9 protein-coding genes are annotated in these 14,584 nt (G+C 68.7%); 8 read left to right on the top strand and 1 reads right to left on the bottom strand.

Features of this window, described 5'->3' with window-relative positions; all coding sequences use genetic code 11:
- The first annotated feature begins 3 nt into the window (after nucleotides 1-3).
- The 4 genes from PVT71_RS10400 to PVT71_RS10385 all read left to right on the top strand — a co-directional run bounded on the left by PVT71_RS10400 (nucleotide 4) and on the right by PVT71_RS10385 (nucleotide 8,493).
- Entirely contained in the window at nucleotides 4-2,007 is a 2,004-nt protein-coding gene (locus PVT71_RS10400; protein WP_353471714.1) for a thiamine pyrophosphate-binding protein, read from the top strand.
- Nucleotides 2,000-4,822, top strand: a complete 2,823-nt coding sequence (locus tag PVT71_RS10395) for a peroxidase family protein (RefSeq protein WP_353471713.1) — start codon at nucleotides 2,000-2,002, stop codon at nucleotides 4,820-4,822. The genes PVT71_RS10400 and PVT71_RS10395 overlap by 8 nt, the downstream gene beginning before the upstream one ends.
- Nucleotides 4,823-4,834: 12 nt before the next feature.
- Nucleotides 4,835-6,214: a hypothetical protein gene (locus PVT71_RS10390; RefSeq protein WP_353471712.1), complete on the top strand. Its 1,380-nt coding sequence runs from the start codon at nucleotides 4,835-4,837 to the stop codon at nucleotides 6,212-6,214.
- Between the two features lie 173 nt (nucleotides 6,215-6,387).
- Entirely contained in the window at nucleotides 6,388-8,493 is a 2,106-nt protein-coding gene (locus tag PVT71_RS10385) for a TonB-dependent siderophore receptor (protein ID WP_353471711.1), read from the top strand.
- Nucleotides 8,494-8,551: 58 nt separating this feature from the next.
- On the opposite strand, the gene cbbR is transcribed toward PVT71_RS10385, so the two are convergent.
- Entirely contained in the window at nucleotides 8,552-9,487 is a 936-nt protein-coding gene (gene cbbR, locus PVT71_RS10380; protein WP_353471710.1) for a LysR family regulator CbbR, read from the bottom strand.
- A 101-nt stretch (nucleotides 9,488-9,588) separates the two neighbouring features.
- Here cbbR and PVT71_RS10375 point away from each other — a divergent pair, with 101 nt between their 5' ends.
- The 4 genes from PVT71_RS10375 to gap are packed head-to-tail and all read left to right on the top strand — an operon-like array spanning nucleotide 9,589 to nucleotide 14,568.
- A complete protein-coding gene (locus tag PVT71_RS10375; RefSeq protein WP_353471709.1) occupies nucleotides 9,589-10,596 on the top strand; it encodes a class 1 fructose-bisphosphatase in 1,008 nt (335 codons plus the stop codon).
- Nucleotides 10,597-10,644: 48 nt separating this feature from the next.
- A complete protein-coding gene (locus PVT71_RS10370; RefSeq protein WP_353471708.1) occupies nucleotides 10,645-11,517 on the top strand; it encodes a phosphoribulokinase in 873 nt (290 codons plus the stop codon).
- A 14-nt stretch (nucleotides 11,518-11,531) separates the two neighbouring features.
- Nucleotides 11,532-13,514: a transketolase gene (gene tkt, locus PVT71_RS10365; RefSeq protein ID WP_353471707.1), complete on the top strand. Its 1,983-nt coding sequence runs from the start codon at nucleotides 11,532-11,534 to the stop codon at nucleotides 13,512-13,514.
- 19 nt (nucleotides 13,515-13,533) lie between these two features.
- Nucleotides 13,534-14,568, top strand: coding sequence for a type I glyceraldehyde-3-phosphate dehydrogenase (gene gap, locus PVT71_RS10360; RefSeq protein WP_353471706.1), 1,035 nt, complete (start codon nucleotides 13,534-13,536; stop codon nucleotides 14,566-14,568).
- Nucleotides 14,569-14,584 lie beyond the last annotated feature (16 nt).

Raw genomic sequence — 14,584 nt, 5'->3', positions numbered from 1 at the left:
GCAATGCCTCTCTGGATTGCAGTCCCATTATACTGCGCGGGGCCTCAGGTCAAAACACATAGGTGCCAAAGCGCGCCGGACGAGCGCCGCGCCGCCTCGGGGGGCCGCTTTCCCCCGGGCGGTGCGGAGTGGTGGAATACCATACACCCGGAGCGATGGATTTTTCGGCGGACTCGCGCTATAGTGGTGGGAATTTCCGCTGTGAATTTATTGCTCTACTCGCTGGTCTTCGCCCGCGACGACAGCCCATTCGGTCTACCGATCCACGGGGTTCCAATGCGCGTCCATGAAGCGATTGTTGAGGCACTAGGGGACATCGGCGTTGACGCTGCGTTTGGCGGCGCCGGAGAGAACGCGGCGGGGCTGATGCTCGCGCTCGACGCCTCGAAGCGGATCCGCCCGATCATCGCCAAGAACGAACAGGCCGCCGCCTTCATGGCCTGCGGCTACGCGATGTTCACGGGTCGGCTGGGCGTCTGTTTCGCGACCGCGGGGCCCGGGGCCTTCAACCTGATCTCGGGGCTCTGCGTCGCGCTCACCGACAGCTACCCGGTGCTGGCGATCAGCGGCTATTCCACCGTTGCGTGGGAGGGGCGCGGCGGGCTCAACGAGACCTCGGGCCGCGGCCGCACGCCGAACTCGCACATGATGTTCGACGCCTGCTGCAAGACCGATCCCGCCACCGGCAAGCCCGCGAATTTCCTCGTGACCGATCCGGCGAAGCTGGTCGACACCCTCGAGCGCGCGGTGCGCATCGCCTTCGAGGGGCGGCCCGGCCCGGTACACATCGCCATCGCCGAGGACATCACCCCGCGCAGCGTCGAGGTGCCGAACTTCCGCCGCATCGACGTGCGCCCCGCCCCGGTCGCGCCCGACCCGGCGCAGCTCGAGGCGGCGGGGAACCTGCTCGAGGACGCGCTGAACCGCGGCGACCGGGTCTGCGTGCTGGCCGGCTTCGGCGCGGTCCGCTCGGGCGCCGGCGAGGCGCTGCGCCGCTTCATCGAGCGGTTCGAGCTGCCGCTGCTGACCACCATGGATGGCAAGGGCATCGTCGACGAGCAGCACCGGCTCGCCATCGGCATCTTCTGCGACAGCGGCCACAAGGCCGCGCGCGACATCTGGGAGGAGAGCGAGCTGGTGCTCGCCATCGGCAATTCCTTCGCCCAGCACGCGACCTTCGACTTCGACGACGGGCTCTTCGACGGCAGGCAGCTCATCCACATCAACATCGACCCGGGCGAGATCGACAAGATCTACCGCGCCGACGCGGCCATCGTCGCCGACGCGAAGCTGGCGCTCACGGCGCTGCATGAAAGGCTCGACGCCAGCGTCGGGCACCGCCCGGAAATCGACTACCGCCCGAAGGATTACGACGAGCGCTTCGTGATCGGCGTGCACAAGGGGCTGCATCCGGGGCGCATGGTGCAGGCGATCTCGCGCAACCTGCCGCCGCGCGGCGTGGTGCTGGCCGACGCGGGCGCCCACGCGGCCTGGTGCGGCTACTACCTCGAGATGCGCGAGGGGCAGAACTTCCGCAAGCCCGGCACCTACGGGCCGATGGGCATCGGCGTCTGCGGCGCGCTGGGGGCGAAGTTCGCCGATCCCTCGCGCCCGGTGGTCGCCGCGGTGGGCGACGGCTGCTACCTGATGATGGGCTTCGAGCTGATGACCGCCGTCACCCACAACATCCCCGTGGTCTGGGTGATCTTCAACGACGGCGAGTTCAAGCTGATCAAGCTCTACCAGCTCTCGGCCTTCTTCGACACGGCGCTGACCGAATTCGAGACCCCCGACTGGGTGGCCTACGCCCATGCCTGCGGCGCCGAGGGCTTCCGGGTCGAGGACGAGGAAGACTTCGAGGAGGCATTCCGCAGGGCCATCGCCTCCGGCCGGCCGACGCTGATCGACGCGCGGATCACCCGGCTTGCCCTGCCCCATTACAGCCCGGACCCCGAGGGCATCCTCGCGGCGATCTGGCACGGCATAAGGGAGCGGATCGGTGTCTGACGGTGGCGATGGCGGCCTTTCGGCCGGACGGGTGAAATGGGCGGAAACCTACCGTGGCGGCTCGCCCGAGGCGGAACGGGCGGAGTTCCTGAAGCTGGCCGATCTCATGCTCGACGCGCAGCTGAAGTCGCGCAAGGCGGGCAAGGCGCGGCGCGTCGACCGCGCCTTCCACGCCAAGTCGATCGCCGCCTTCTCCGGCGGGACGCTCACCTTCTCGCAGGCGCTGCCCGAGGACCTGCGCGTCGGCTTCGCCCGGCCCGGAGCCAGCTATCCCGCCAGCGTGCGTTTCTCCAATGCCGCCTCCTTCGCGAAATCCGACGAGGAGAAGGACCTGCGCGGGCTTGCGCTGCGCATCGCGGTCTCGGAGACCGAGCACCACGACCTGCTCGCCACCAACTGGCCGGTGCCGCACGCCCGCGACGCGCACCAGTTCGTGCATTTCGCCCATGCCGTCTCGGGCGGCGGGCTGTCGCGGGCGGCGGGGCTCGCCGGGCTCTGCCGGACGCTCGGGGTCAGCGAGGTGCGGCGGATGCTCGGCAACGTGCGCGAGGCGCTGCGGCCCTGCGACAGCGTCGCGCTCGAAAGCTACTGGAGCCGCGGCGCGATCCGCTGGGGCGACGAAGCGGTGCGCTACGCCTTCAAGCCCGCGCGCGGCACGCCCGGGGCCTTCCCCGCCCATGGTGCGGGCCGGCTCTCGGCCGAGTTCGCCCAGCGCATCGCGGCGGGGGACGTCACCTTCGAGCTCTACCTGCAGCGCTTCGTCACCGAAAGCCTCACCCCGATCGAGGACGCGGCGCAGGACTGGACCGAGCGCGACAGCCCGCCGATCCTTGCCGCCACGCTGACCCTGCCCCGGCGCGACCTGACCGCTCCCGATGCGATCGCCGAGCAGCGGGCGCTGGACGACGGCGGGTTCAACCCGTGGAACACCACCGAGGAGTTCCGCCCACTCGGCCACCTCAACCGCGCGCGCAAGGCGGTCTACGACGCCTCGCTGCATCACCGCAGCGCGATGCGCTGGCGGTCCGAGCGCCCGCCGCTGCAGAACCGCATGTTCGGCGGCGGCACGCGGTGGCTGCTGCGCAAGCTCAACACCCGTGTGCCGTGGCACCGGATGCGGCTGCGGACCAGCCTGCTCAACCTCGACGCGCTGCGCTACGACCTGCGCGCGCAGAACCTCGTCGACACCGAGCCGCGCGAGGCCCCGCCCTCGGCCCGCGCCCTGCCCGTCGCCCCGCTGCCGGAGGAGCGCGCCTTCCGCACCTACGACGGGCGCGCCAATGACCTGAGCGATCCGCGCATGGGCGCGGTCGGCGCGACCTTCGGGCGCAACATGCCGCTCGAGACGATCCCCCCCGACGAGCCCAACGCCGTCACCGTCTGCCGCGAGCTGATGGACCGCAAGGCCTTCATCCCGGCGCGCACGCTCAACATCCTCGCCGCCGCCTGGATCCAGTTCCAGGTGCATGACTGGGTGGCGCACCAGCGGCGCAAGCTGGGCGAGCAGGACCTGGTCGTGCCGATCCCCGGCAAGTATCCCGACTGGGCCTCGCGTCCCGGCGACACCCCGGGGCGCGAGATGCGCATCTCGGGCAACGTGCCCCATCCGTCGTCGGACTGGGTCTTCACCAACACCACCTCGCACTGGTGGGACGGATCGGAGGTCTACGGCGCCGATCCCGAGCGCGCCCGCTCGCTGCGCGACGGGCCGCGGATCAGGCTCAACGAGAAGGGCTACCTGCCCGAGGACGTGAACGGCATGTCGATGACCGGCTTCAACGAGAGCTGGTGGATGGGGCTGTCCGTGATGCACACGCTCTTCGCGCGCGAGCACAACGTGCTGGTGGGCGAGCTCGGACGCGCCTACCCGCACTGGGACGACGAGCGGCTCTACCAGACCGCCCGGCTGATCGTCTCGGCTCTGATCGCCAAGATCCACACGGTGGAATGGACGCCCGCCATCCTCGGCACCGAGGCGCTCGACATCGGCATGAAGACCAACTGGTACGGCCCGCCCTCGGGCGACTGGCTGACGAAGCTCGGCATCTGGCTGACCGACGTGCACGCGCTGAAGGGCATCCCCCGGACCATGCCCGACCACCACGCCGCGCCCTACTCGCTGACCGAGGAGTTCGCCACGGTCTACCGGATGCACCCTCTCATCCCCGACGATTACATCTTCTACGACTACGGCACCGGGAAGCAGCGGCTGCGCCGGGGCTTCCTCGACATCCAGGGAGCGCAGGCCGACGACGAGATGCGCGCCATCGGGCTGCGCGACGCGCTCTACTCCTTCGGCACCGCCCATCCCGGGGCGATCACCCTGCACAACTTCCCCCGCTCGCTGCAGCATTTCGAGCGCGAGGGCGAGGTGATCGACCTGTCGGTGGTGGACATCATGCGCACGCGGGTGCGCAAGGTGCCGCGCTACAACGGCTTCCGCCGCGGGCTGCACATGCCGGAAATCAAGTCTTGGGATGACCTGACCCCGGACCCCGAGACCAACCGGCTCTGCCGCGAGATCTACGGCCAGCTCGACCACGTCGATACGGTCGTCGGCCTGCTCGGCGAGGCGCCGCCCACCGGCTTCGGCTTCTCCGACACCGCCTTCCGCATCTTCATCCTCATGGCCTCGCGCCGGTTGCAGTCGGATCGCTTCCTGACGGTGGACTTCCGGCCCGAGATCTACTCGCCGCTCGGCATGGACTGGATCGAGCGCAATTCCATGACCAGCGTGATCCTGCGCCACTGTCCCGAGCTGGGGCCGGTGCTGCCGCGCGACGCCACCGCCTTTGCGCCGTGGCGGACGGTCTAGGAGGGCGCCGTCATGAAGGACCACGATCACCCCCAGTCCGGCCTCGCCGCCTTCCTGCAGGAGCCCCTCGCCCGCGTGCTCTGGTCGCGGCGCACCCGGCGCGTGCCGCGCGGCTACGACGTGCCCGCGGGCTCGGCCTCCTACACGTCGAAAGCCGAGCCGGTGCCGCTGAGCAAGCTTGAAGAGGCGATCCTCATCGCGGCCACCGGGGCCACCGGGCTCACCATGCCCGACCGGCCGTGGCAGGACGACGAGACCGGCGATCCGATCATGTCAAAGCCGAACCTCGTGATGGAGGGGCGCACCGCGGGCAGCCCCGACAATGCGCAGGGCACCTATTTCTTCATGATCAACGACGAAGGCACCTATTTCATCCGCCACCTGCCCCCGCCCGAGGAGGGCATCGACCCCTGGTCCGAGGCGGCGCTTCTGTCCCGCGCCGAGGCCGCCAAGGTCCGGCTCCTCGACCGGCGCATCGACGTGCCGACGGGGATGCGCGACTTCCCGGCCTATCTCGATTCCAACCGTTTCCTGTCGAACCGGCCCGGCACCACGGTGTTCTTCCCGGTCGTCGACCTCTCGCACCAGTACATCAACGGGCTGATGTACCTGCTGACCCAGCCCGAGAAGGCCCGGCCCGCGCTCATCGACGACCGCAACTTCTACCGCCCCGCCGGGACAAAGAAGTGGATCAGGAACGGCTTTCTCAACAAGGACATCAAGCTGCCGCTCGGCGCGGTCTACCAGATGCGCACCGAGATCGAGGCGAGCCTGCTGGTGCAGAACCTCTTCCTGACGACCGAGGCGCTGGGGCTCGGCGGGTGGATTCACGGGGCGATCTCGCCGCCGGTGCTGATGGGCGATCCGAAGTTCCGCGGCCGGTTCGGCACCATGCTCGGTTTCGACTACGTCTCGCCGAAGTGGCGCTTCATGGACCTGCTGCGCTGGCACACCCTGCCGGTGCGCGCCATGAGGCACGTGCGCAGCCACGCGGTCGGGCTGACCCATCAGGGCGAGGCTCTCATCAGGTGCAAGTGCCCGCCCAACTACGCCTCGATGGCCGAGGCGGTGGACACGGTGGTCGCGGGCAAGTTCGGCCCGGGCGGGCTCTACAAAGACGCGGGCATCTTCGAGCGCATCTACAAGGGCGATTTCGGCGCGCGCTACCTGCGCGAGGCGGCGGAATACGAGCAGGACGTCATCGCCTGCTGCCGCGACATCTGCACCTACATCCACGAGACCCACGGCCGCTTCCCCGCCCATTGCGAGGCGATCCACGCCCCCGGCATCTGGCTGCAGGCGCACCACGTCGAGGAAGAGTATTACGAGCAGCTCTTCCGCAACGGCCTGACCGAGCGCCAGCGGCAGCACATGTCGCGCTGGCACCCGTGACGCCCGTCGCCTGAGCCCGGGGCGCCTCTCCCAGACCGATGTCCTGAAGACCCAACGGCCCCGCCGGCCCTCCCGGCGGGGCCTGCGCGATTGATGCTGGACGGCGTCAAATCCCTCGGCTAGTAACCAAGCAAAATACTAAACTTATAAAAATACTCAGATATGAGGGACACATGATTCCGCGCACTTGCATGCCGGCGAAGGTAGCTCTGCTGCTCTCGACGGCCCTCTCGACGCCTGTCTTCGCGCAGGACGACGTCTACCTCGGCGAGATCGCCTTCGACGGCGCGAGCTACGAGACCGAGGGCAGCAACAGCTACACGACCGACCTCATCTCGGTCGGCGAAAAGGCCACGATGACCCCGCGCGAGGTGCCGCAATCCACCTGGGTCGTGACCCGCAAGGTCATCGAGGACGCGGGCTACACCGCGCTCGAGGAGGCGCTGGCCGACACGCCGGGCATCATGATCCTGAACAACGACACCGGCCGGTCGTCGATCTTCTCGCGCGGCTACGAGTTCGACTACCTCTACTTCGACGGGCTCCCGGCCCCGGTCAGCTCGATCTACGGCACCCAGCCCGACCTCTCGATCGTCGACCACGTCGAGGTGCTGAAAGGTCCGGCGGGCCTCTTCATCGGCACCGGCGAGCCCGCCGGGTCGATCAACATGCGCCTCAAGCAGGCCACCTCGAAGGAGCTCAAGGGCTACGGCACGATCTCGGCGGATTCCAACGGCCAGGCCCGCGCCGAGGTCGACGTGTCGCGTGCGCTCAACGCCGACGGCACGCTGCGCGGCCGCTTCGTGGCGGCCTACGGCGCGGGCGACGGCTTCATCGACGAGACCGAGAACGCCGTCACCTCGCTCTATGGCACGCTGGCCTGGGACGTGACCCCCGACACCAGGCTGACCTTCTCGCTCAGCCACATGGAGCGCGACATCGCGCCCTTCAACGGCCTGCCGACCTATGCCGACAACTCGCTGATCTGGACCGATGTCGATGCCACCACGGCGATGGACTGGAACGAGTTCGACAACGCGACCACCGATGCCGTCGTCGCGGCGGAGCATTTCTTCGACAATGGCGGGCGGGTGAAGTTCTCGCTGCGCAACTCGCACCAGGAGGCGAACTTCCTCTACGCCTACGCGGGCACCAACGCCGCCGAGGACAACACCGTCTCGCGCCTTGCCTGGCTCGCGCGCGACTTCGAGCAGGACAGCCTCGCGCTCGACCTGCATACCGAACTGCCCTTCATGCTCGGCGGCTGGGACGGCGTGGCGATCGTCGGGGCGGACTGGCAGAAGACCGACAACACCATGTACCAGGCGCGCGGGACGATCTCGGGCAGCTGGGATCTCGACGACTGGGACAGTTCCTCGGTGGCAAGACCCGACGTGGACTATTCCACCAAGACCCGGACCGAGACGGACTCCACCGGCCTCTACTCGCAGCTCCGGCTCTCGCCGACCGAGGCGCTCACCTTCATCGGCGGCGCGCGGCTGAGCTGGTACGAGGGCACGGTGGACACGACCACCCTCTCGTCCGGCGCGGTCGCGACCGAGGAGTACGACGTCCAGGCCCAGCTTACCCCCTTCGGCGGGCTGACCTATGACCTGACCCCGAACATCACGCTCTACGCAAGCTACTCCGAGATCTTCATCCCGCAGTCCGAGGTGGACAAGGGCGGCGACCTGCTCGACCCGGTCGAGGGCCAGCAGGTCGAGATCGGCGTGAAGGCGCGGCTGGCCTACGGGCTCGACGTCTCGGCGGCGATCTTCGACCTGCGCGAGGTCAACCGCCCGGTGCAGGTGATCGGCGAGGACTATTACGTCGCCGAGGAAGAGGTCTCGTCCTCGGGCTTCGAGCTCGGCGTCGCGGGCGAGGTCACCGAGAACATCCACCTCGCGGCGGGCTACACCTACACCTGGACCGAGTACCTTAACGGCGAGAGCGAGGGCGAGAATTTCTCGACCTACACGCCCGAGCACATGGTCAAGCTCTCCGGCTCCTATGACGTGCAGGAGGGCGCGCTGGCGGGCTGGAGCTTCGGCGGTCAGGTCACCTGGATGTCCGAGTTCTCGTCGCGCGGCATCGAGGCCCCGAGCTACGGCACGGTGGACCTGATGACCTCGAAGAGCTTCGACAACGGTCTGGTGCTGCGCGCCGGCGTGGATAACGTCTTCGACGAGGAATATTACGCCCGCGTCGGCAGCACCTCGGTGTTCAACTTCCGCGGCGAGCCCCGGACCTTCAACGTCTCGCTCACCAAGTCGTTCTGACCCAAACCATCCCCGGCGCGACCTTGTCGCGCCGGGGCACGCCCTGCCCGCCGCCAGCTCAGGCCGAGGGCGGCCAGCTCGGCAGGAAGCCTGCGCGCTCGGCCGCGATGAAATCCCACACCGTGCGCGCCGCCCCGGTCACCGGCATGTCGGCGCGGTGCAGCAGGAACCAGTGGCGCACGATCGGCAGGCCCGGCAGGTCGATCGTCGCAAGCCGGCCGCTGCGCAGCTCCTCGGCGACGGTGTGATAGGAGATGAGCGCGATCCCAAGCCCCGCGATCACCGCCTGCTTGATCGTCTCGTTCGAGTTCATCTCGGACCGCGCATAGGGCTTGCCCTCGCCGATCCGGTCGAGAAAGCGCGTCGCGAGGATGCGCGTGCCGGAGCCGGGCTCGCGCATCAGGATGGTCTCTTCCAGCACGTCCTCCGGCGTGATCGTCGCGGCGGTGGCGAGCGGGTGATCGGGCGACGCGATCAGCACGTGCGGGTGATCGCCGATCGACAGCGCCTCGACGGCGGGCTCGCGCGGGGGGCGTCCCATGATCGCGAGGTCGAGCGCCCGGTCGTGCAGCGCCGCCACGATGGCATCGCGGTTGCCGACCTCGAGCACGATCTCGATCCCCGGGCAGGCCTTGCGCAGCCGCGCGACGATGCCGGGGGCGAAGTATTTCCCGGTCGAGACCACACCCAGCACCACGCTGCCTGCCATGCCCTTCTGCAGCGCGTCGATTCGCTGCAGCGCGCGGCGAAAACTCGCCTCGGAGCTGGCCCAGGCCTGCAGCAGCGCCGCGCCCTCCGGCGTCGCGGTGAATTTCCCCGCCCCTTCCCGCGTCAACAGGACGCATCCGAAAGTCGTATCAAGCGCCTTCAGCTGGCTGTGGACCGCCGGGGCCGACAGCCCCAGCTCTTCGGCAGCCCGGGAAATTGATCCAGTTCTTTCAACCGCTTCCAGAGCACGCAGCTGTTTCAGCGTCAGCGAGGCCAGACGGCGCATTAGAATTTTCCTAAACGTCAGTCAGAAATTTTAAATTTTTCTAACAAGGCCGCGCCGCCAAGATCAAGGGCAAGTCACGCGTCGAGGAGGAGGAGGCCTTGATGACCGACACCCAAGCTTTCCCCGCGGAGGCGCCGATCCCGGCTGTCCTGCGCCCGGCGCTCGAAGCCCTTGGCCGGGTTTCCCGCGACCTTGCCCGAAGGATCGCCCGCGGCCCGCTGGCAGGGCAGATGGCCGCCCATGTCGGCGCCAACGCCGACGGCGACGCGCAGAAGGCGCTCGACGTGCTCGCCGACGAGGCCTTCGCCGCCGCGATGCGCGGCACCGGCGTGCGCTGGTACGCCTCGGAAGAGCGCGACGAGGCGCTGCTCATCGATCCCGAGGGCACGCTGGCGCTGGCCATCGACCCGCTCGACGGTTCTTCCAACATCGAGACCAATGTCTCCATCGGCACGATCTTCTCCCTCCGTGCCGCCCGCGAGACCGGGGCGGAGACCTTCCTCCGCCCCGGGCATGAACAACTGGCCGCCGGCTACGTGATCTACGGCCCGCAGGTGATGCTGATGCTGAGCTTCGGCGACCGGCTGCAGCACCACATCCTCGACCCCGAGACCGGGCGTTTCACCCTGCTCGGCGATGCCGTCACCGTCGACGGCGCCAGCACCGAGTTCGCGATCAACGCCTCGAACTACCGGCACTGGTCGAAGCCGATCCGCGCCTATATCGACGATTGCCTCGCCGGGGCCGAGGGGCCGCGCGCCTGCAACTTCAACATGCGCTGGATCGCCTCGCTGGTCGCCGAGACCCACCGCATCCTGATGCGCGGCGGGCTGTTTCTCTACCCGTCCGACGCCCGCCCCGGCTACGAGGCCGGCCGGCTGCGCATGGTCTACGAATGCGCCCCGATCGCGCTCTTGATCGAGGCAGCGCAGGGCCGCGCCACCGACGGCACCACCCGCATCCTCGACCTGATCCCCGAGACGCTGCACGCCCGCACGCCCTTCGTCTTCGGCTCGGCGGGCAAGGTCGACCACGTCGCCGCCTACCACGACCTGCCCGACCAGGAGGTCTCTGCCCTCTTCGGCAACCGCGGCCTGTTCCGCGCCTGAGCCTTTCGCCCGCCGCCCTGTCCCGAGTTTCACGGAACGACCGAACCCATGAGCAAGAAGCACCCCATCATCTCCGTCACCGGCTCCTCGGGCGCCGGCACGACCACGGTCAAGACGACCTTCGACCAGATCTTCCGGCGCGAGGGGATCACCGCGGTGAGCATCGAGGGCGACGCCTTCCACCGCTACAACCGCGCCGACATGAAGGCCGAGCTCGATGCCCGCAAGGCCGCCGGGGACGAGACCTTCTCGCATTTCTCCTTCGACGCCAACGAGCTCGGCGAGCTCGAGAGCATCTTCCGCGGCTATGGCGAGACCGGCACCGGCCGCACCCGCCACTACGTGCACGACGACGACGAGGCGGCGCGCTGGGGCACCGCCCCCGGCACCTTCACCGACTGGGAAAGCTTCGACGAGGGCAGCGACCTGCTCTTCTACGAGGGTCTGCACGGCGCGGTGGCCAATGACGAGGTGAACCTCGCGGCGCTGGCGGACCTCAAGATCGGCGTGGTGCCGGTCATCAACCTCGAGTGGATCCAGAAGATCCACCGCGACAAGGCCAGCCGCGGCTACACCACCGAGGCGGTCACCGACACGATCCTGCGCCGGATGCACGCCTACGTGCACTGCATCTGCCCGCAGTTCATCCAGACTGACGTGAACTTCCAGCGCGTGCCGGTGGTCGACACCTCGGACCCGTTCATCGCCCGCTGGATCCCCACCGCCGACGAGAGCCTGGTGGTGATCCGCTTCCGCAACCCGAGGGGGATCGATTTTCCCTACCTCACCTCGATGATCCAGAACAGCTGGATGAGCCGCGCCAATTCCATCGTGATCCCCGGCGGCAAGATGGATCTCGCGATGCAGCTGATCTTCACGCCCATGGTCCAGCGCCTCGTCACCGAGAGCAAGCGCGCCTGATTGGAGGAGACGACATGAACGTTCAGACCAAGGTGACCGCCACCGAGGACCTCATGGCCAATGCCATCCGGGTGCTCACCATGGACGCGGTGCAGCAGGCGAACTCGGGCCATCCTGGCGCCCCGATGGGCATGGCCGACGTGGCGGCGGTGCTGTTCAACCGCTTCATCACGCTCGACCCGAAGAACGACCGCTGGCCCGACCGCGACCGCTTCGTGATGAGCGCCGGGCACGGCTCGATGCTGGTCTACGCGATCCACCACCTGCTCGGCTACGACGACATGCCGATGGACGAGATCCGGCGCTTCCGCCAGCTTGGATCGCGCACCGCGGGCCACCCGGAATACGGCCATGCAAAGGGCATCGAGACCACCACCGGCCCGCTCGGACAGGGCATCTCGACCGCCGTCGGCATGGCGCTGGCCGAGCGGATGCTGAACGCCCGCTTCGGCGACGCGCTGGTGGATCACTACACCTATGTCATCTCCGGCGACGGCTGCCTGATGGAGGGGATCAGCCACGAGGCGATCGACCTTGCCGGCCACCTGAGCCTGTCGCGGCTGATCCTCTTCTGGGACGACAACCGCATCACCATCGACGGCAGCACCGGGCTTTCCACCTCGACCGACCAGCAGGCGCGGTTCCGCGCCGCGGGTTGGCACGTGCAGGCCGTCGACGGCCACGACAAGGAGGCCATCGCCGCCGCCATCGAGATGGCCCGCGCCGACGACCGCCCCTCGATGATCGCCTGCAGGACGATCATCGGCTACGGCGCGCCCAACAAGCAGGGCTCGCATGACGTGCATGGCGCCCCGCTGGGCGCCGAAGAGATCGCCGCCGCCCGCGAGGTGCTCGACTGGTCCCTCCCGGCCTTCGACATCCCGCCCGAGGTCACCGCCGCCTGGCGTGCCGTGGCCGCGCGTGGTGGCGAGGCGCGGCGGGCCTGGCTCCGCCGGCTCGGGGATGACCCGCAGGCCGAGGCCTTCCGCGCCACCTTTGCCCCCGTCGACCGCGCCGCGCTCGACGCCGCCATCTGCGCCTACAAGCACCGGCTCTCGCAGGACGCGCCCAAGGTCGCCACCCGCAAGGCCAGCGAGATGGCGCTCGAGGTGGTCAACGGCACGCTGCCCAACACGGTCGGCGGCTCGGCGGACCTGACCGGCTCGAACAACACCCGCACCAAGGGGATGCGCGCGGTGACTGCCGCCGACTACGCGGGCGACTACATCCACTACGGCATCCGCGAGCATGGCATGGCCGCGGCGATGAACGGCATCGCGCTGCATGGCGGGCTGAAGCCCTACGGCGGCACTTTCCTCGCCTTCGCCGACTACTGCCGCCCGGCGATGCGCCTCTCGGCCCTGATGGGCGTGCCGGTCGCCTACGTGATGACCCATGACAGCATCGGCCTCGGCGAGGATGGGCCCACGCACCAGCCGGTCGAGACCATCGCCAGCCTGCGGGCCATGCCGAACATGCTGGTCTTCCGCCCCGCCGACGCGGTCGAGACCGCCGAGGCCTGGGCGCTGGCGATGGAGCAGGACAGCACCCCCTCGGTGCTGTGCCTGTCGCGGCAGAACCTGCCGACGGTGCGCACCCGCCATGTCGAGGCCAACCTCACCGCCCGCGGCGTCTACGTGCTGAAGGAGGCGCCGAAGCGCGACGTGACGCTGATCGCCACCGGCTCGGAGGTCGAGCTGGCACTCGCCGCCGCCGAGGCGCTGGCAAGCGAAGGCATCCAGGCCGCCGTCGTCTCCGCCCCCTGCTTCGAGCTCTTCGAAGAGCAGGCGCCCGACTACCGCGCCGAGGTGCTTGGCGAGGCCCCGCGCATCGGCATCGAGGCCGCCATCCGGCAGGGCTGGTGCCAGCTCCTGCGCCCCGGGGACGGCTTCGTCGGCATGACCAGCTTTGGTGCCTCGGCGCCCGCACCCGAGCTCTACCGCCATTTCGGCATCACCGCGGAGGCGGTCACCCGCCTCGCCAAGAACCTGCAATAGATCAGGAAAAGGATCAGGGATGACAGTCAGGGTTGCCATAAGCGGCTTCGGCCGTATCGGGAGAAACGTGCTCCGCGCCATCGTGGAACAGGGCCGCACCGACATCGAGGTGGTCGCGATCAACGACCTCGGACCGGTCGAGACCAACGCCCACCTGCTGCGCTACGACAGCGTGCACGGCCGCTTCCCCGGCGAGGTGACGGTCAGCGGCAGCACCATCGACCTAGGCCGCGGTCCGATCGAGGTGACCGCGCTGCGCAATCCCGCCGAACTGCCCTGGGACGGCGTCGACGTGGCGCTCGAATGCACCGGGCTCTTCACCGACCGCGACAAGGCGGCGCTGCACCTGCAGAACGGCTCGAAGCGCGTGCTGGTCTCGGCCCCCGCCTCGGGCGCGGACAAGACCGTGGTCTACGGCGTCAACCACCGCGAGCTGCGCCCCGAGCACGTCGTCGTCTCGAACGCCTCCTGCACCACCAACTGCCTCTCACCCGTCGCCAAGGCCCTCAACGACGCCATAGGCATCGAAAAGGGCTTCATGACCACGATCCACAGCTACACCGGCGACCAGCCGACGCTCGACACGATGCACAAGGACCTCTACCGCGCCCGCGCCGCGGCGCTGTCGATGATCCCCACCAGCACCGGCGCCGCCAAGGCGGTGGGCCTCGTGCTGCCGGAACTCAACGGCCGGCTCGACGGGGTGGCGATCCGGGTGCCGACGCCGAACGTCTCGGTGGTCGACCTCGTCTTCGAGGCCGCCCGCGACACCACCGCCGAAGAAGTCAACGCCGCGATCCGCGCCGCCGCCGACGGGCCGCTCAGGGGCGTGCTCGGCTACACCGACCGGCCCAACGTCTCGACTGACTTCAACCACGACCCGCACAGCTCGGTGTTCCACATGGACCAGACCCGCGTCATGGCCGGGCGGATGGTGCGGATCCTGTCTTGGTACGACAACGAATGGGGCTTCTCCAACCGCATGGCGGACACCGCCGTGGCGATGGGCAAGCTCATCGGCGCCGAGGCCTCCGCCTCGCTGCAAGACGCCTGACCGCCGGAAGGGAGGA

This window comes from Salipiger sp. H15, from assembly GCF_040409955.1.
Classification (GTDB): Bacteria; Pseudomonadota; Alphaproteobacteria; order Rhodobacterales; family Rhodobacteraceae; genus Salipiger.
The sequence above is the reverse complement of the archived record's forward strand: the minus strand, read 5'-3'. Positions and strand labels throughout refer to the sequence as shown.